Source organism: Stagnimonas aquatica (assembly GCF_003730135.1).
GTDB classification, from domain to species: domain Bacteria; phylum Pseudomonadota; class Gammaproteobacteria; order Nevskiales; family Nevskiaceae; genus Stagnimonas; species Stagnimonas aquatica.
Genome location: NZ_RJVO01000010.1, coordinates 66,839 through 84,794 on the forward strand (window position 1 = coordinate 66,839; position 17,956 = coordinate 84,794).

Annotated in this window: 18 protein-coding genes and 1 pseudogene; 6 read left to right on the plus strand and 13 right to left on the minus strand. The window is 69.0% G+C overall.

The features are described from left to right. Nucleotides 1–37 precede the first annotated feature (37 nt). The 5 genes and pseudogenes from ED208_RS16410 to ED208_RS16430 all read right to left on the minus strand — a co-directional run bounded on the left by ED208_RS16410 (nucleotide 38) and on the right by ED208_RS16430 (nucleotide 3,192). A complete protein-coding gene (locus tag ED208_RS16410; protein WP_123213013.1) occupies nucleotides 38–1,336 on the minus strand; it encodes an Ig-like domain-containing domain in 1,299 nt (432 codons plus the stop codon). Continuing rightward, nucleotides 1,333–1,758, minus strand: a complete 426-nt coding sequence (locus tag ED208_RS16415) for a hypothetical protein (RefSeq protein WP_123213014.1) — start codon at nucleotides 1,756–1,758, stop codon at nucleotides 1,333–1,335. Before ED208_RS16415 ends, ED208_RS16410 begins: the two co-directional genes overlap by 4 nt. Before the next feature lie 55 nt (nucleotides 1,759–1,813). Next, nucleotides 1,814–2,185 (minus strand): annotated as a pseudogene (locus ED208_RS16420) (YchJ family protein). Continuing rightward, a complete protein-coding gene (locus tag ED208_RS16425; protein WP_123213015.1) occupies nucleotides 2,182–2,787 on the minus strand; it encodes a DUF938 domain-containing protein in 606 nt (201 codons plus the stop codon). Before ED208_RS16425 ends, ED208_RS16420 begins: the two are co-directional and overlap by 4 nt. Nucleotides 2,788–2,793: 6 nt before the next feature. Further along, the gene (locus ED208_RS16430; protein WP_123213016.1) at nucleotides 2,794–3,192 is read right to left on the minus strand and encodes an MAPEG family protein; all 399 of its coding nucleotides are present in this window, start codon (nucleotides 3,190–3,192) and stop codon (nucleotides 2,794–2,796) included. A gap of 124 nt (nucleotides 3,193–3,316) precedes the next feature. Between ED208_RS16430 and ED208_RS16435 the strand changes: the two genes are divergently transcribed. Beyond that, on the plus strand, nucleotides 3,317–4,357 hold the full coding sequence (locus ED208_RS16435; RefSeq protein ID WP_158608599.1) for a 1-aminocyclopropane-1-carboxylate deaminase/D-cysteine desulfhydrase: 1,041 nt from the start codon (nucleotides 3,317–3,319) through the stop codon (nucleotides 4,355–4,357). On the opposite strand, the gene ED208_RS16440 is transcribed toward ED208_RS16435, so the two are convergent. From ED208_RS16440 to ED208_RS16450, 3 genes are all read right to left on the minus strand, one after another. Continuing rightward, nucleotides 4,354–5,163: a class I SAM-dependent methyltransferase gene (locus ED208_RS16440; protein WP_123213018.1), complete on the minus strand. Its 810-nt coding sequence runs from the start codon at nucleotides 5,161–5,163 to the stop codon at nucleotides 4,354–4,356. The genes ED208_RS16435 and ED208_RS16440 overlap by 4 nt on opposite strands. 10 nt (nucleotides 5,164–5,173) lie before the next feature. Further along, a complete protein-coding gene (locus ED208_RS16445) occupies nucleotides 5,174–6,253 on the minus strand; it encodes an ATP-dependent 6-phosphofructokinase (protein WP_123213019.1) in 1,080 nt (359 codons plus the stop codon). Between the two features lie 266 nt (nucleotides 6,254–6,519). Continuing rightward, the gene (locus ED208_RS16450; RefSeq protein ID WP_123213020.1) at nucleotides 6,520–7,047 is read right to left on the minus strand and encodes a hypothetical protein; all 528 of its coding nucleotides are present in this window, start codon (nucleotides 7,045–7,047) and stop codon (nucleotides 6,520–6,522) included. Nucleotides 7,048–7,237: 190 nt separating this feature from the next. Here ED208_RS16450 and ED208_RS17185 point away from each other — a divergent pair, with 190 nt between their 5' ends. The 5 genes from ED208_RS17185 to ED208_RS16480 are packed head-to-tail and all read left to right on the plus strand — an operon-like array spanning nucleotide 7,238 to nucleotide 12,096. After that, nucleotides 7,238–8,668, plus strand: a complete 1,431-nt coding sequence (locus ED208_RS17185; protein WP_148044784.1) for a hypothetical protein — start codon at nucleotides 7,238–7,240, stop codon at nucleotides 8,666–8,668. A gap of 55 nt (nucleotides 8,669–8,723) precedes the next feature. Further along, nucleotides 8,724–9,365 carry an LpoB-related protein gene (locus ED208_RS16465; RefSeq protein ID WP_123213023.1) on the plus strand — a complete coding sequence of 214 codons (642 nt, stop codon included), beginning with the start codon at nucleotides 8,724–8,726 and terminating at the stop codon, nucleotides 9,363–9,365. A 7-nt stretch (nucleotides 9,366–9,372) separates the two neighbouring features. After that, nucleotides 9,373–10,542: a COG3014 family protein gene (locus ED208_RS16470; RefSeq protein ID WP_123213024.1), complete on the plus strand. Its 1,170-nt coding sequence runs from the start codon at nucleotides 9,373–9,375 to the stop codon at nucleotides 10,540–10,542. A 26-nt stretch (nucleotides 10,543–10,568) separates the two neighbouring features. After that, on the plus strand, nucleotides 10,569–11,033 hold the full coding sequence (locus ED208_RS16475; RefSeq protein ID WP_123213025.1) for a putative periplasmic lipoprotein: 465 nt from the start codon (nucleotides 10,569–10,571) through the stop codon (nucleotides 11,031–11,033). 1 nt (nucleotide 11,034) lies between these two features. Continuing rightward, on the plus strand, nucleotides 11,035–12,096 hold the full coding sequence (locus ED208_RS16480) for a hypothetical protein (protein WP_123213026.1): 1,062 nt from the start codon (nucleotides 11,035–11,037) through the stop codon (nucleotides 12,094–12,096). A 31-nt stretch (nucleotides 12,097–12,127) separates the two neighbouring features. Here ED208_RS16480 and hutH read toward each other — a convergent pair whose 3' ends face one another. The 5 genes from hutH to ED208_RS16505 form a co-directional block, all read right to left on the minus strand. After that, on the minus strand, nucleotides 12,128–13,672 hold the full coding sequence (hutH, locus tag ED208_RS16485) for a histidine ammonia-lyase (RefSeq protein WP_123213027.1): 1,545 nt from the start codon (nucleotides 13,670–13,672) through the stop codon (nucleotides 12,128–12,130). Between the two features lie 73 nt (nucleotides 13,673–13,745). Then, nucleotides 13,746–14,213, minus strand: a complete 468-nt coding sequence (locus ED208_RS16490; protein ID WP_123213028.1) for a DUF421 domain-containing protein — start codon at nucleotides 14,211–14,213, stop codon at nucleotides 13,746–13,748. A 48-nt stretch (nucleotides 14,214–14,261) separates the two neighbouring features. Beyond that, complete coding sequence (locus ED208_RS16495; RefSeq protein ID WP_123213029.1) at nucleotides 14,262–14,996, minus strand: phosphoadenylyl-sulfate reductase; 735 nt, start codon at nucleotides 14,994–14,996, stop codon at nucleotides 14,262–14,264. 73 nt (nucleotides 14,997–15,069) lie between these two features. Next, complete coding sequence (locus ED208_RS16500; RefSeq protein ID WP_123213030.1) at nucleotides 15,070–17,649, minus strand: DUF1329 domain-containing protein; 2,580 nt, start codon at nucleotides 17,647–17,649, stop codon at nucleotides 15,070–15,072. After that, the coding region (locus tag ED208_RS16505) for an energy transducer TonB (protein ID WP_123213031.1) at nucleotides 17,646–17,956 on the minus strand (311 nt) is incomplete at its 5' end. The genes ED208_RS16500 and ED208_RS16505, both read right to left, overlap by 4 nt.

Below are 17,956 nucleotides of genomic sequence, written 5' to 3' on the forward strand. Positions count from 1 at the left end.
GAAAAGGGCGCACAGGATACGCCCCATCCGACGGGACTTACGGCGCGCTGCTCCGCGCGGTGGTGAAGCTGAAGCTGTACGGCCACTCCAGCGCGAGGCCGCGATAGTCCTTGACCTTGGGCGTCACCACCGCCGTGTAGCGGGCGTTGGGCTTGAGCGCCTCGGCGAGCCGGAACTTGACCGTGTGCGCGTAATCGCGCGACCAACTGCCGGGCTCGACCACGCCGGCGACGCGCCGGCCGTCGGGGTCGAACAGGCAGATCGCGCCCGGCTGTTCGAGGCTGGCGGCGTCCATGCTGGTGCTGAAGAAAACATGCAGCCAGCGGTGCTGGGTCCAGCCGTCGTGCGCCGGGTCCAGTTGCACGTCGAGCGCGCCGTGGCCGGGATAGCTGCCGACCACGGTCGGCGCCAAGGGCTGCGCCGGATCGCCGGTGAGCAGATCCCAGAGCTGGCGGTACATGCCGGCCACCGCGTAGCCGCTCTGCACCACGCCGCCCGGCGCGGTGTAGTAGTTGGCGGCGGCCCAGGGCATCTGCCGGCGCACCCGCACCTGCTCCACCAGCGCCGCCAGGCTCTCCGCCTGCACGGCGGCGCGCGACACCACCTGCGCGCGCTCCACCATTGCCACCGTCACCCCCTGCTCGGGGCGGTTGCGGGCGAACACCGCGACCAGCTCGCTGCTGGGCGGAAACACCAGGGTCGGTGCATCCAGCACCAGCTTGCGCTCGGCGATGTTGACCATGTCCATCGCGTACTCGATGGCGTTCATCGGCGTGGCGGCGAACAACTGGGTCAGCGCGTCCTTCAGCGGGCCGGGCAGGCTCAGCGGCAGTTGCGCCAGAAACACCGCCGGATTCGGGTCTTCGCCGCGCCGACGTACCTCGGGCTCGAACTGCGCGTCCCAGGTCTCGTCGGTGAGGCCGTGCGCGGCATTGCCGAAGGCGTAGGCGATCAGGTGCCCGCAACGGTCGCTGAGCGCGGCCAGATCAATCAGGCCGATGGCCGGGCGCTTGACCAGCGCCGCCTTCACCTCGCCACTGCAACCGCTCTCGCGCAGATAGGCCATGAACTGGATGCTGAAATCGCCCCAGTGCGCGCGCTCGGCCATCTCGCGGTCCTCCGGAAAGGCGGCGCCGCTGCCGTAGCCGCCATCGGGGTGGATGGCGCCGGCCAGCAGCGCCGGCCGGTGGGCGGTGAGGATGGCTTTCAGCGGGCCGTCGTCCAGCGCGTCGCGGCCGAAGTCGGCCATCGCCGCGTGGGTGGCCATGCCGGCCGCCTGCGCGCCGGCCGAGGCCAGGACGAGCAGCGCCACGAGCAGCGGGTGCTTGAGCTTCATGGGACGGTTTCCTGGTTCTGGCAGCAGCCGGCTTCCAGCGCCTGCACCCGCGCCAGTTCGGCCTCGGCCGGCTCCTGCGCAATCGGCGCGGCGGTGACCCGCACTTCGACGCTGGCCTCGGCGCTGCCGCCAGCACCACTGCAACGCAGTTGATAGCGGCGCAACCCCAGCGCGGGCGTCAGCGACTCGCTGCCGGCGATCAGGCGCGCGCCGCTCCAGTCGCCGCTGGCAAGGCAGGTGTCGGCATCGGTGGCGCTCCAGCTCAGCACGGTGCTGCCGCCTTCGGCGACCTCGGTGGGCAGCGCCTGCAATTGCAGAGTTGGAGCCGCGGGCGCCGGCGAACCGCCATCTCCGGCCCCGCAGGCCGCGAGCAGCAGTGCCGCCAGCGCCGGCGGCAAGGGTTTGAGTGACTTCAGACTCATGGCGGGCATTCTCCCCGGCGGCCGTTTCGGCCTGATGACGAACCCCGATGACGCCTCAGTATTCGCCATCGAGGTAGTACCAATGTCCCTGCTCGCGCACAAAACGGCTGCGCTCCTGCAGGCGCTGCGCCGAGCCACCGCCCTCGCGGTAACGGGCGACGAACTCGACCACCGCGTGCTCCTCGTCGGTCTACAAGTGCTGCTTGACGCTCAGGCCCAGCCATTTGACGCCGGTCTCCAGCGCGTACTGCGCGGGCCGCTTGGAGACGTGCCAACTGCTCAGCAGGTAGTCGCGCAGGCCCAGAGCGTGGGCGGCGTAGCGCGAGCGCATCAAGGCCTCGGCGCTGGCCGCCGGCGCGCCCTGGTGCAGGGGCTGGCAGCAGTCGGCGTAGGCGCGGCCGCTGCCGCAGGGGCAGAGCGTGCTCATGGCAGCGCGCGCTGCCAGATCAGGCAGCGGTTGTTGGCGGGCATCGCGACATCGGCCAGCAGGGCAAGCCCCGCCTCGCGCGCCAGCGCATCCACGGCTTCGAAGTCGCGAATGCCGCTGCGCGGGTCGCGGGCCTTCAGCCAGGCATCGAATTCGGCATTGCTGGGGGCGGTGTAGGTGCCGCCGTAGTTGAAGGGTCCGTAGACCGCCAGCTTGGCGTCGGGCGTGGTGAGCGCCGGCAGTCGCGCAAACAGGGTCTGCACTTGCTCCCAGCTCATGATGTGCAGGGTGTTGGCGCTGTAGAGCGCGTCGTAGGGGCCGGCCGGCCACTCGGCCTGGCCGACATCCAGCACCAGCGGCGCCGGCGTATTGGCCAGCGCCGCCTCGTCCAGCCAGAGCCGCATGCCGGGCAGCATCTCGGCGCGGTCCGAGCACTGCCAGCGCAGCGCCGGCAACGCCGCCGCGAAATGCACGGCGTGCTGGCCGCTGCCGCTGCCGATCTCCAGCACCTGGCGACGGTCGGCGAAGTGCGCGCGCAGCACGGTCAGTATCGGTTCGCGATTGCGCTCGCTGGCCGCCGAGTAAGGCCTCTCGAACTGCACGGCGGGCTATTGCAGACGCAGGCCGGACAGACCCTGGTAGACGCAGAGGCCGCCGGTGACCAGCAGCAGCAGGAAGGTCAGCAGGGTTCCGTAGAAGCGGCCGAACTTCCAGCCGCCAGTGAACGACAGCGCCAGACCGTGCAGCACGCGCGCCAGCAGCAGCGTCAGACCCAGGCCGTGCAGCAGCAGGGTCGAGAACTTGCCCAGCTCCAGGAAGGCCATCATCAACAGGATCAGCGGCACGTATTCGGCGAAATTGCCGTGGCCACGGATGCGGCGTAGCAGCTCGGTATCGCCGCCGTCGCCCAGGCTCACGCCATGACCGCGCCGCTGCACCACCCGCAGGCTGAGCGCGAAGAACCAGAGGGCCAGGAGGCCGGCGTAGAGCGGGGTGACGAGCAGCATGGAGGGCTCCCGATTGCGGATTGCGGATTGCGGATTGCGGCATTTCAGCATGTCGTGGCCGGCCTTGCTGGCATTGACGCCGGCCAGCAGCGAACATCGCCCGCAGCCCAGCCCGCCCTGCCCCATGTCCGCCTATCCGCTGTTCGACGCTCATCCCCGGCTCGCCGCCCTGCCCCGTGCCGGCATTTTCCAGACCCCAACAGCGGTGCGGGCCCTGCCCGGCTACGACGGCGCCTGGGTCAAGCGCGACGACCTCAGCAACAGCGAGTTCGGCGGCAACAAGATCCGCAAGCTGGACCTGCTGCTGGGCGAGGCGCAGGCCCAGCGGCGGCGCTGCCTGCTGGCCTTCGGCTACAGCGGCTCCAACTTCGTCGCCGCCAGCGCCTGGCACGGCCGCCGGCTTGGCCTGGATACCATCGGCCTGCTGCTGCCACAGGCCGGCGCGCCCTATGTCGCCGACAACCTCGCCACCTGCGCGGCGGCCGGCGCCGAACTGGCACTGGGGCAGAGCAGCGCCGGGCTGGTGAGCCAGGCCCTGGCGCGCAGCCTGCGCCGGCTGGCGACCCAGGGCCGCTGGCCCTACTGGATGCCGCCCGGTGGCTCGACGCCGCTGGGTGCGCTGGGTTTCGTCAACGCCGCCTACGAGCTGCGCGCCCAGATCGAGGCCGGGCTGTGCCCGGAGCCGGAGCGGATTACCGTGGCCTTCAGCAGCATGGGCACGGTCGCCGGCCTGGCCATCGGCCTGGCGCTGGCCGGCCTGCGCAGCCGGGTGGTGGCGGTGCAGGTGGTGAGCACGCAGTTCGCCACGCCCGCCAAGCTGGATCGCCTGATCGCCCAGACCCAGGCACTGCTGCGCCGCTACGATCCGGCAATCCCGACACGCGCCGCAGCGGTAGAAATCCGCACCGAGTTCTACGGCCAGGACTACGCAGTGCCCACCGCTGCGACCACCGCCGCCATGCAGGCCTTCCAGCAGGCCAGCGGCGCGCGCGGCGACAGCGCCTACAGCGGCAAGGCCCTGGCCGGCTACTACGCCGACCTTCAGCGCGGCCTGCCCGGCCCCAGCCTGTACTGGCACACCTTCAATGCCGAGCGGCGTCCACGAGGGGTGAGTCCCCTACCGCCGGAGCGCCTGCGCGGCTACCTGCTGGGCGACCGCTGTTAAATCGCCTTCACGAACAGCGACAGCACCGGCGGTGCCGGTCGCGGCAGCAGCGCCTGCGTCACGGTCAGCGAATGGCGGCGGCGCAGGCCGGCGGCCTCGGCCAGAGCCTGCGCCCGAGCCGCCTCGTCCAGGCCCTGATTGACCATCAGCAGCCGGCCGCCCGGACGCAGGCAGTCGGCGAGATGCGCGAACAGCGCGCGTGGCCGCAGCAGGCTTACCGGCAGCCCCCAGGCCAGCACCGTGCCGGGCAGCAGGAAGGGATAGAAACAGGTGATGCCATCGACCGGCTGCCGCCAGTCCATGACGTCCTGCACCCGGTAGCTGACGCCGGCCAGTCCCGTGAGGTAGTACTGCGCGTAGTCGTGGCGGCTGTGGCCGTCGGGGTAGATGCGATAGCCCTCGATCTCGACGCCAACCAGGCTGGCGGGCCGCAGGCTGTCCAGCAGCACCGGCGCATACCAGAAGTGCTTGCTGCCGACATCCAGCCAGTCACCGCCCTCCGGCCAGTCACCGCCAGCCAGCGAGCGCAGACGGTCGAGCAGATCCAGGTAGAGGTAGTTCTCCAGGCTGTGCAGGCGGTGATAGCGCCGCTCGTAGCGACAGCCGTAGCGCGTGCGCAGTTGTTCGACGCGGGCGGCGACGGCGGGCTCCAGACCGGAGAGTTCCCCGACCGCGTTTTCGACGTAGCCGGGCCGTCGCCAGCGCAGGCGACGCGAGAGCGCGAAGCGCAGCGCCAGGGCCTGCGAACGCAGCCACTGCGCCGGCGTCAGCGCCGGCGGTTCGGCGGAACCCTCGGAACCGCGCAAGCGCGCCGGCTCAGGCTTCGCCGACGTAGACACCCAGCCCGCGCGCGGTCTGGATCAGCGGGTCGTCGGCAGCCACGGCGCGGGCGCCGACGGTGACCATCGACATCGGCACCTCGACGACGCCACGGTCCTGCCAGGCCACCATGCTGCCGAAACGGCCCTCGGCGGCCAGTTCCACCGCGCGCACGCCGAACGAGCTGGCGAGGATACGGTCACGCGCCGAGGGGGTACCGCCGCGCTGCACATGGCCGAGGATGGTGGCGCGGGTTTCGACGCCGGTGCGCTGGGCGATCTCGTCCACCAGGTACTGGCCGATGCCGCCGTAGCGGCCGGAGAGCTGATCGGTGACCGGCCGCCCCTGCTCGGTGCGTACGCCTTCGGCGACCACCACCAGGGCATGGCTGCGGCCCTGCGCCAGCACTTCACGGATGCGCCGCGCCACGCCGTCCAGGGTGTAGGGCAGCTCGGGGATCAGGATCACGTCGGCGCCGCCGGCGATGCCGCCGTTGAGCGCGATGTGGCCGGCGTCGCGGCCCATGGTCTCCAGCACCATCACCCGGTGGTGACTGGCGGCGGTGGGTTGCAGGCGGTCGAGGGCGTCCACCACGACGTTGACGGCGGTGGAGAAACCCACCGCGTACTCGGTGCCGTGGACGTCGTTGTCGATGGTCTTGGGGATGCCGACCATGCCGATGCCGGCCACCGCGCAGAGCCGGGAGACGATGCGCATCGAGCCGTCGCCGCCGATGACGATCAGCGCGTCCAGGCCCAGCTCGCGCACGCCTTCGGCGAAGTCCGGGCTGCGGTCGAGGTAGCTGCCGTCCGGCATCGGATAGTGGAAGGGATCACCGCGATTGGTGGTGCCCAGCACCGTGCCGCCCTCGCGCAGCAGGCGGCCGTCGCAGATCTCGGCGTGCAGCTCGCGGTAGCGCAGCGGCCGGTCCATCAGCCCCAGGGTGCCGTCGAGGATGCCCAGCACCCGCAGTCCGTAGGTCTGCCTGGCATGCAGCGCCACCGCGCGGATCGCCGCGTTGAGGCCGGCGCAGTCGCCACCGCTGGTGAGCACGCCGAGGGTCTTGATCGGTTTCATTCCGGCTCTGGGAGAGGGACGACGCCACCGAGGGCGCCAGACCGGCAGAGTATCCACCAACCGCGCCGACGCAGGATTTCGCCGCAGCGGAAATACCCGGCAGCCGGTCTCCGCAGGCACAGGTGGGCAGCCTCCAGAGCCCGCGCGGGCGCACAGCCAAACTGACCAGACGACCGAAGCCGCCGTAGCCGGGCCTGCTCCTGGGTCATGAACGCCGCTGGCGGCTCGGCGGGCGCGCCGACGCAGCGCCGGAGCCTGGGACTCGCCTAGAACAGAGTCTCGTAGCGAATCGCCACGCACCCTCGCGAGGCCGGCATCAGGGTCAAATATTCGCTGTCGCCACGCACATACGTGGCATTGCTGCCGAGATCGCCGTAGTAGCGATATTCCGTACCCAGCTGCTCGCGGGTGGCCGGGCAACTGCTGTCGTAGTAACGCACCGCGACGAAACCGGAGTCGCAACTGCCTGCGGGCGTCGGCGCCGCGAACAAGGAGAACACTTCCCGCTCGCCGCCGCGCTCGGCAATCACCAGGGAGTGCATGGCATGGCTATCGGCCGCCTGCTCGTTGAACGTCGAAAGCGCGTGGTGGCTGCGGGCGCCCCGCAGCATGACCTCGCTGACGCTGGCGACGGTCTCCCGACAGCCGACGACGCCGTGCTTCTGCGCCTGTTTCTCGGGCACGGTCATGGCTTTCGGCGCTTCGGCCGGAGCTTCAGCCGGCGCAATCTGGGCGAACAGCAGGGTTGGCACCAGGGCCAGCGTAGTGACGGCGGCTAGGGGAACGGAACGCATGAAAGTCTCCACGGACGATGTGATGTTTTTTTGTTGACGGAGTGTCACTATTTCTTCCGGACAGATCAAAGAGGCTCCGCCATCCTCGCTGAGATTGTCGGGCCCTTGTCCGGGCCGGGGGCATTGTGAGGCCCTGGGCCGCTGCTGAATAATCGTCTGTGCATAACTAATCAAGAATAGGGAGTTCCAGGTGCTCGGAGAACAAGCGCACGGTCTCGCGGCTGTGCTGATCGCGCTCGGACTGTCAGCGACGCCGGTGCTGGCACAAAACGACACGCCCGCCGGTTCGGAGTTGCTGGGCCGGGGCAGCAGCCTTTCGAACTGGGTCCGCCGCAACGCGGCACCAGCGCAACCGCCGGTCGCCGCCCCCAGCGACCCGGCTCCCGTCGCCGACCCGGCAGCGCCGCCCTCGGGCAGTAGCGTATCGCCCGCGCCCGTCAGCGCCGCGACCCGCTCCGAGCCTGCGTCCTTCGAAGAAGCCTTGCTCGGAACCATTGCTGCCGCGCCCGACAAACCAGCCGTCGCGGCGGTGGCGGTGACCCCAGCCCCGCGTCCGACCCAATCTGCCAGCACCGCCGACGCCGAGGACAGTGGCCTTTCGCCGTTCGCGGAAGCCCTGCTCGCCACCTATCAGAAGAAAACGGAAGCTCCGGCGGCGACGGTCGCACCGTCGGCCCCGGCCAGCACCGTCTCCGAGAGCCTGACGCAGTCGCCGGCACCGGCGCCGCGCGCCGCACCAGAGCCGGCCTCTCCAGTCCGGGCGGCAAGCGCGCCCGCGCTCCCAGCTCCAGCCGTCGCGGCGGCCCTGGCCGCCGTCGGCGCCACCGCTACGGAAGAGACGCCCCCGGCGGCGGCCACATCACCGCGAAGCGCGGTGGCGGTGGCTGCGGCAGCGTCAGCTGCAGCCGAGCCGCCGACGGCCGCTGACCCCGTCGCGCCCGAAGCCCTGGCAGTGTCCAGCATCGCGATCGCCACGCTGGCGCCTGCCACCCAGCCAAGCCCGCCGGAGCCCCCGCTGGCGGCTCCGGTCCCAGCGGCGGCGCAGCCGGCCACCACCCTCCCTATCAGCGCCAACTTCGTCGCTGCGACCCAGAGCGGCGACGACTTGAGTAACGCCTTCGCCTCGGCGGCCAGCAGCCAGCCGGTACAGCAGATTGCATTCGCGGCACCGGCCTCAGTGCCGCCGCCGGCCGCGCCATCCAGGGCGGCGCTACCGGGCAACCCGATCTACGGCAATACCGGTCCCTACCTCTGCCCCTTCACCGAAGACGGAACGGTGACCCCCTGGGTAGAGAAAGCACTCAAGGCAAAACTGGGCGGACAGCTGGGCGGCACTGCCGGCGCCTTTGCCGGACAGAAACTCGCCGAGAACGTCCCGTTCCTAGGTGGCCTGATCGGCAAGAAAGTCGGACAGGCAATCGGCAAACAGGCGGTACTGCAGATGATGGGCGGCTGGGAGGCGATCCGCGCCAGCAGCGAAATCTCCTTCGCCTCCTCCAGCGACATGGCCCTGTACCTGAAAACCCAGAACTCCAGTCACCCGCAGTACCGCGAAGTGCTTGATTCGGCGGTACAGCTCTATCCCGACCTAGCCCCGCTGGTCGGGTTGCCGCCGCCTTGAACCCACCCCTGCTGAATCCCCGCCCTCTTACCCCGCTCCGGATCCATCGCCCGCCATGAACAAATTCCTGCTGCTGTCGTCCTCGGCCCTGCTGCTGAGCGCCTGCGCCACCGACCCCAATGCCGCCACCCGGGTCAACAACAGTGCCGGTCGCGCCAGTGTCTACGAAGACGTGCGCAGCTCCAGCGCCATCCAGGGCATCGGCGTCGAGAGCCAGGACATCGTCGGCATCGCCGACAAGATGGTGCGCGACATGCTGTCCAATCCCATTCTGGCCGGCCGGGCGACGCCGCCGAGGGTGCTGATCGACAGCGAGTACTTCAAGAACATGAGCAGCTCGCGAGTCGATAAGGACCTCATCATCAACAAATTGCGCGTGCAGCTGAGCCGGGCCGCCAACGGCCGCATGATCTTCGTCGGCCGTCAGTACGCGGGTGTCGCCGAGGCCGAGGCCGATTTGCAGCACGCCGGGGTGGTGGACGGCGGCACCACAGGAGCTCCTGCGCCGACACTGCGGGTCGACTATCGACTGGTCGGTAGCATGAATTCGCAGGACACGGTGGGCTCGCGCTCCGGCGAAACCCTGCGTTACCAGACTTTCACCTTCGAGATGCTGGATGTCCGCACGCTCGAACTGGTCTGGAGCAATGAGTACGAGTACAAGAAATCGGCCCAGGACGACCTCATCTACCGGTAGGTCGCCGATGCACAAGCTGCGAGTCGCCACCGGCTGTGCTGCCTTCGCGGCCAGCCTGCTGCTGGCCGCCGCTCACGCCGAAGATGATCCCCCGGAGCTGGCGGCGGCCTACGAGCAGATTCGCAAAGCGCCCGAGAAAGACCGCACGCTTTACCAGATGCAGGCCGGGGTGATCGCGCTCGACCGTGGCTACCGCATCGAAGCGGCGCGGCTGTTCGATGCCGTGCTGGTCAATATCTCGGCGATCTACGCCAACAATGACCAGGCTGCACGCGCGCGCAGCCTCTGGTACGAAGAGGGCACCAAGGACTTCAAGGGAGAACCCTACGAGCGCGCCATGGCCCACTACTACCGGGGCCTGCTCGACTTGTTCGACGGCGTCTACGACAACGCCCGCGCCAGCTTCCGGGGCGGTCTGTTGCAGGACGCCTTCGCCGAGGAGGCACAGAATCGAGCCGACTTCGCCAGTCTGGTGTTCCTGGAAGGCTGGTGTTCGCAGCTGATGGGAATGCCCTCCGCCGCCGAAGAGAGCTACGCGGAGTTCCGCAGCCTGCGCCCCGGGGTCGCCACGCCGGCACCCGACCACAACCTGCTGGTGCTGGTGGAAACCGGCTACGGTCCACGCAAGCGCGCCGACAATGTTGCCGGCAACTCCCTGCGCTACTTCCCCAATCCACGATCGCTGGAAAAGCACGCGGCCATCGCCTTCGGCAACGCCCGCTTTCCACTGGCGCCAGTGGAAGACCTCTACTGGCAGGCCTCGACCCGAGGCGGTCGCCCCATCGACCGCATCATCGACGGCAAGATGGAGTTCAAGGCGGTCACCGGCAACGTCGGCTCGGCGCTGACCACGATTGGCAGCGTCGCTCAGGAATACTCGCCTCTGTTCGACGCCAACATCGGTGGCGCGGTTGCGGCGGTGTCGGCCGTGGGCACGGCGGCGCAGTTGGCCTCGTTCTCCACCAAGGCCCGCGCCGACGCCCGCTACTGGAACAACCTGCCGGAAGGTCTGCACGTCTTCACCGTGCGTCGCCCGCCGACACTGAACACCCTGACCATCGAGTTCAGCAATGCCGACGGCCAGGTCGATGCCAGTCTCACCCGCACCGTCCCCATCCAGATCGACAGCCATGGCAATGGCGTTGCCTGGCTGCGGTCGCGCCCCGCTCAACCTTGATCATCAGATCCCGCCTGGAGTCGCGCATGCCCGCCTTCCGTCTTCCGCTGACCGTCGCCGCCCTCGCTAGCGCACTGCTGCTGTCCGCCTGTCCCAGCAATGGCCAGAAACCCATTGACGAGGGCCCTCAGCCGGGCGTGCGCGTGGACGACGCACGCGCGCCCAATGCCGGCCTCCGGCTCGACACGGTTGCGATCCTCGACAAGTCGCTGCAGAACGCCAAGGGCGGCAAGCTCGCGGTGGAATCCACCGGCGCCCGCCGGTCGCCGACCAACACCGTCGAGGCCTATGCGGTGATCCGCAACCGCACCGACTTTCCGCTTCAGATCGAGGGCCGTACGCAGTTCTTCGATGCCGTCGGCATGCCGATCGAAGGACCGACCATGTGGCAGCGGGTGATGCTCGATCCACAAGGCATCAGCTCCTACAAGGAGCTGTCTACCCGCACCGATGTCGGGCACTACTACATCGAAATTCGCGAGGGGCGCTGAAATGACCGTCGCCCCGCAATGGCTCAAGCTCGGCACCGCGCTGCTCCTGGTTTCCAGCGCGGCGCTGGCGCAGCACTACCCTAGCCCGCCCCAGGACAGCAACACCGTCTACCTGGAACAATCGACGCCGGCCGGCGCGGTACCACCGCCGAGACCAGTGAAGCCCATCGTCTCCCCCGCCCCGGCGGCGTCCGTAGCCGCCCCCCCCTCACAAGCGGCTGTGGTGCCCGCACCGGCGGCGGAGTTCGATTTGGCCCGACGCGACTTTGAACAGGCTTATCGGCGCGCCGGCTCGCCGCGGATGGCGGTGTATTTCAATCGTGAACTGTCCGACGAAGTTCGCGAATGGATTCCCGACGACGCGGTGACCCAGGTTTCCAGCTATCACGAAACCCACAACCAAAGCGCTTCCGGCAGTGGCGAATTCAAGCTGCGCGGCCAGGGTGAGCTGAAGCCGACGGCCGGTGGCAAGGACCCGGCGCAACCATTCAGCCTCCAGGCCAGCGGCCAGGGCAGCAGCCGGGCGCAGGCCCAGTCGGAAACCCGCGCGGAATCGACCAACACCGTACTGCGCCAGGCCTACATCGGCCCGACCGGCGGCCGCGAGGATCCGCGCGAAGCCTGGAAGTGGGAATTCGAGGACAGCCTGACCAACAAGCTGTTGAGCGCGCGCGCGAATCTGGTGGACCGGGCGATGATCTTCCGCCTGATGGCCAAGAACAGCCCGCAGAGCGATGGCTTGTCGGGGTCGATCTCAACCAACATCAACGAAATCTCGGCTCTGGAGAAGTACGCCGACATCTTGGTGGAGATGTTGGTTACCGAAGCCCCCGGCACCGCCGTCGGCTACGACTTCCGCGCCACTGCCAAGGAGGTCAAGACCGGCCGCCTGCTGGGCACCGCCTACGTGCGGGGCTCCGAAAGCCTGCAGGTACCGCAGTCGCGGATCGTCGCCGGTGCCAACGGCTACCAGCGCGAGACCATCCGGCAGGTGCCAACGGTCAACGACGTTTCCGGCCTGCTGGCGACGCGGCTTTTGCGGTCGATGGCCGGGGCTCTGTAGAACCTGGCCGGTCAGAGAGGCGCCAGCCGGCCTAACCGCCCGAGGGCAGCAGCTCGGCCAGCAGCGGCGCAAGTGGCTCCTGACGCAGGTAGTCGATGACGGCGGCGATGTCGGGCGCGAAGTAGCGGTCTTCCTGATAGAACGGCACCCGCTCGCGCACCGCGTCGCGCACCCGCCGCAGGGGCTGCGAGGTTCGCAGCGGCGCGTGGAAATCCACGCCCTGGGCCGCCGCCAGCAGCTCGATGGCGACGATGCCACGGGTGTTGGCGGCCATCTCCAGCAGCCGTCGCGCGGCGAAGGTGGCCATGCTGACGTGGTCTTCCTGATTGGCCGAGGTCGGCAGGCTGTCGACGCTGGCCGGATGCGCCAGCGACTTGTTCTCGCTGGCCAGGGCGGCGGCGGTGACGTGGGCCATCATGAAGCCGGAGTTGAGGCCGGGCTTGGCGACCAGAAACGGCGGCAGGCCGGACAGCGTGGCGTCGATCAGCAGCGCGATGCGGCGCTCCGAGAGCGCGCCGATCTCGGCGATCGCCAGCGCCAGGGTGTCGGCGGCCAGCGCCACCGGTTCGGCGTGGAAGTTGCCGCCGGAAATCACTTCGCCGGCAACACCCTCGCCCCCGAAGGCGAGCGGATTGTCGGTGACCGCGTTGGCCTCGATCTCCAGGGTGCGGCCGGCATTGCAGAGCAGGTCCAGGCAGGCGCCCATCACCTGCGGCTGGCAGCGCAGCGAGTACGGATCCTGCACGCGGTCGTCGTTGACCCGGTGCGAGGCGCGGATGGCGCTGCCTTCGAGCAGGCGCCGGTAGACCTCGGCGACCGCAATCTGCCCCGGCTGACCGCGCACCGCGTGCACGCGCGGATCGAAAGGCGCGTCGCTGCCCTTGGCGGCGTCCACCGACAGCGCGCCGGCGACCACCGCCGCCGCGAACAGCTCCTCCGCCTCGAACAGGCCGCGCAGCGCCAGCGCGGTGGACACCTGGGTACCGTTGAGCAGGGCCAGACCTTCCTTGGCGGCCAGCCGCAGCGGCTCCAGGCCGGCGTCTTCCAGCGCCTCGATGGCCGGCATCTGCACGCCGCCGACGCGCACCTCGCCCTCGCCCAGCAAGGCCAGGGTGAGATGCGCCAGTGGCGCCAGATCGCCGGAGGCGCCGACCGAACCCTTGCCGGGAATGCAGGGCAGGATGCCGGCGTTGTAGAGCGCCAGCAGCGACTCGACCACCCGGGGCCGCACGCCCGAGTAGCCGCGCGCGAGGCTGGCGGCCTTCAGCGCCAGGATCAGCCGCACCGTGGCGTCATCGATCAGCGGGCCGGTGCCCACCGCGTGCGAGCGCACCAGGTTGAGCTGCAATTGCTCCAGTTGCGCGGCGGGGATGTGGGTCTTGGCCAGCTTGCCGAAGCCGGTGTTGATGCCATAGGCCGGGGCCCCGGCAGCGACGACCGCCTGTACCGTCGCGGCGGAAGCGAGGATGCGGTCCATGGCATCCGGCATCAGCGCCAGGTGGTGGCTGCCGCCCGCCAGCAGGCGGCAGTCGGCCAGACTCAGGGTGCCCGGGTTGAGCGCGAACAGGCTGGGCATGCGGGGCTCGGAAAATCGCTAGAACCCTAGAGTAGTCCCTGCGGCCGCCGGCGCAAGCAAGCCGGCCAGGCACTCAGCCACGGCGCGGGACGACGCTGATGACGCCATTGGTTTCCAGCATGGCCAGCGCCACCGTCTCCGGCGTCGTGCAGCCGTTCTGGCGCAGGGCGGCGTACAGCTCGTGCTCGGAAATCTGCGCCCGCGCCAGCGCCTTGGGGAACAGTCGCCCTTCATGGATCAGCAGCTCCGGCTCGCCGTCGACGAGTTTCTCGATACGACGGCTGCGGAAAGTGGCCAGGCCGGTGAGGTAGTTGAGCGCCACCAGGGTCGCCGCCGAGACCAGCCCCCCGACCAGGGAGTTGTCGCCGGCGTTCATCGAGTTCTGCACGGCATTGCTCAGAATCAGCAGCAGCACGAAGTCGAACGGCGCCAGCTGGCCGACCTGGCGCTTGCCGGTCAGCCGCAGCATCAGCAGCAGAAAGCCGTAGACCGCGATGGCACGCAGCACCAGCTCCCAGAGAGGAACGGCGAGATCGAACATGGAGCAACCTCCTGAGGGGACCTCCCCCAGACTAGCGCCCCGAGGCCCTCAGAGGTGCAGTCCGCACTCGGTCTTCGGCTTGCCCTGCCAGCGGCCGCTGCGGCCCTCGCCCTTCACCGTGCAATGGGTGCAGCCGATCGAGGAATAACCCTGCGCCACCAGCGGATGGAACGGCAGGTCGTGCTCGCGGATGTAGGCATCGCGCTGCTCGCGGCTGACGTCGATCATCGGGTTGAATTTGATGATGCCGCGCCGCGCCTCGAAGATCTGCATCGCCGCGCGGTCGTCGGTCTGCCAGCCCATCAGGCTCGACACCCAGATCTGGTAGCGCGGCTTGATCGCGTCCAGCGGCTGCACCTTGTTGACCCCGCAGCAGAGGTCGGGGTCGGACAGATAGGTCTTTTCCGCCACCGTGAACTGGTGGTGGAACTCGTCGGGCTTGACGTCGAAAACCTTCAGCCCGAAGCGCTCGACCAGGTATTCCCGGTAGGCCAGGGTTTCCGGAAAGTGGTAGCCGGTGTCGATGAAGGCGATCTTCTGCGCCGCTTGCAGCGTCGAGATCACGTGCAGGAAGAACGCCGAGGTGGCCGCGAACGAGGAGGTCACCAGAACCTGCTCCACCGGAAAGTCCCGGTACAGCGCCCGCAGGCGTTCGTCGAAGGACAGCGGCAGGTAGCGGGCGTTGAGCCGTTCGATGGCGGCAAGGTCCAGGCCGGCGCTGTTCTCGACCTCGGCACCGGCGGCGGCGCGGGGACTTGGCGACGGTTGCAGGACGGCGTTCATGCGGCTCCAAGGCTACGGGACGGCCCGGAAACCGACCCGGGGGCGCGCATTCTAGTGGAATGCCGGATCCGGGCTAGCGGCCATAGCGCACCCGCACCGTCGCCGGCAGGAAGTCCGATTCCTTCATCGGCAGGTTGTACTCGAAGGGCGCGTCTTCCGAGAACAGCCGGTTGGCAAAATAGCGGCCGTCCTTGAGGTCGTAGGTGTAGCTGGGCACGGTGGTCACCGCCTGCACGTCGTAGAGCGGCGTGACATGGCCTTCCTGGAAGCGCCAGAGCTTGCCTTCGCGGTCCTCGTTCTCCACCAGCACGACGTTCCAGCTGTCCTCGTCGACGTAATAGGTGCGCTTGCCGAACACGTGGCGTTTGCCACCGCGCTCCGTGGCCTCGATCACCCAGACCCGGTGCAGCTCGTAGCGTGCCTCGCCCTGGTCCGGGTGGCCGCCCTTGAGCAGCTGACTGTATTTCACCCGGCCGTCGGAGAGCCGGTAGGCGTTGTAGGGGATGTACACCTCGCGCTTGCCGACCAGCTTCCAGACGTAGCGGTCGAAGGCGCCGTTGTACATGTCCACCATGTCGATGAACTCCAGGCCGTCGGAGCCCGGGAACGGCTGGTCATAGCCCACCGGCGGCACCCGGAACATCTTGCTCAGGCGGGTCAGCAGCACCCAGACATCGCGCGGGTCCTTGAGCGAGTTGGCGGTTTCGTGGAACAGCGCCACGAACTCCGGCGTGCCGCCCGGCTTGGCGCCGCTGGTGATGCCGTAGACCAGGATGTTCTTCTTGGCGATATCGACCGGGTCCTTGACGTTGCCGTAGCGGAAATAGGTCAGGAAGGTCTGCTTGCTCAGTTCGCTGCGGCCGTTCGCCTGCACCACCGCCTGGGTGTAGGTGGCCTTAACCGTGTCGCCTCGGTAGCGGGTGCGGTGATTCCACATCACCTCGACGCCGTTCTGCGGCCTGGGGAAGGGAAAGCCCAGCCGCGCGCCTTCGAGCGCGTCGGAGCCCAGCAGCTTGGCCTTGCCGAGATTGGCCTGGGTGGCGTCGTAGATCGCCTGCGGATAGCTGGCGCCGCGCCGGGTCTGGTAGACCGGCATCACGTAGTCGGCGTAGCGCGCGAACAGCGCCTTGTGCCCCTGCGACAACTGCGCGGCGTACTGCGCGACATTGGCGGCGGTGATGGTGAACAGCGGGCGGTCCTGCGGATAGGGATCGCTCAGCCGCTGGCCGGGTTTGTAGCTGGCCGGCGGCGCGCGCAGGCCACCGTCCCAGGCGGGAATGCGGCCGTCGGCATTGCGGCCACGCTCGGCGCCCACCGGTGTGAGCGCGCCCTCGCCGCTGAGACCGGCCGTCACTGGCGCCGCAGCGCTGGCACGACTCGCCACCTCGCCTTCCAGCGCCAGCGGGGCCTCACCGAGCTTCTCGCCCAGCCGCACGCCGGCATTCGCAGCGGCGCGCGGCTGGCGCCGCTCCAGCGCCATCAGCGCCTGCTCGCGGGCGGCGCCGGATTCCAGGTACTTGAGCCAGTCCTGCGCCAGCTTGCGGCTCTGCGGGTATTCGGCGGCCTGGCGGAAGGCGTCCACAGCCCCCTCCACCTCGGCCTGTTGGTAGCGCGCCATCGCCAGCGTCATCCAGGCCGGGCCGGACTTGGCGCCGCTGTTGATCGCCTTCTCCAGACTCTGCGCGGCACGCGCGTAGTCCTCCTGGTTCATCTGCAACTGGCCGAGTTGCAGCAGGCGCTCGGCGCTGGGCGAGAGCCGCTGCGCCTGTTCCAGCGCGGCGCTGGCGAGGCCGGATTCGCGGGCGCGGCTCCAGAGCGCGGCCAGCGTCGAGTAGTTGCCGGCATCCTTGGCGAGCACGCCTTCCTCCATCCAGCCCTGCATCAGCGAGCCGGCCTCGAAGGGCGCGCCGATCTGTGCGGTCAAGTTGATGAGTTGCAGGCGCTCATCGCTGGTCTTGAGATGCCCCTGGCGCGCGGCCAGCTCCAGGGTGGCGGCAGCACGTTCCTTGTCGCCGGCCTTCACCGCCATCGCCGCCAGCCGCAGCCAGTTCTCGCGCAACTGCGGCTGCGCGCGCACCTGCTCCTGCAACAGCGGCAGGGCCTCGGCCTCGCGGCCGGTGGCGAGCAGCGCGCCGAGCAGGGCCTGCTTCCAGCTCGGGTCGGGGTTGGCACTGCCGGCAATGCCCTTCTTGAGCGCGGTGATCGCCTCCGGGTAGCGCTTCAAGTCGAGATAGGCCGAGCCGAGCGCGATGAAGATTTCCGGCGTCGCACCCGGCTCGCGCGCGCGCTTTTCCAGGGTCGGCAACTGCGCCTTGAAATTGCCGGTGGCGAGCGTGAGTTCGCTCAGGGCCTCGCGCAGCTGCTGCGCCGCCGGGCCGGAGAGGCCGTTGGTCTTCAGGGCCTGTTCCAGCAAGGCCGCCGCCTGCTTGTAGTCCTTCTGGCTCGCCGCCTGCCCGGCCAGCTCGCGCAGGATCATCGCCTTGGCGTAAGGGTCGGCCGCGCTCTTGAGCTGCTCGCGCAGATCGACCTCCTTTTCGGCCGGCGGTGGCGCGTCCAGCTCGCGCACCTCGCTGCGGTACTGCTGCGCCCAGGCGCCGGCCGCGCCGAGCAGCAGCGCGGTGGTGAGACCGGCACGCAGGAGGGAGAGGTTCATTGCGGATAGTTGTAGGCGCAGTCTTCCGGGTCCATCTGCACCCGCTGCTTCACTTCCCGGGCTTTCGCGTAGGAGGCGTAGATCCAGTTGCTGACGCTCTCCACGGCCGCCGCCTCGTAGACGCCACGCGGATCGGCATCGACGATCTTCACGTCGCGCACCCGGCCATTCGGCATCACCGTGAACACCACCTCCACCCAGCCCTTGATCTTCTGCTTGCAGGCCCATTCCGGCATCTGCGGACGCGCGGTGGAGAGCGGAATGAGGTCTCGGCCCTTGAAGCTCTTGCCGGCGGCATAGCCGGCGC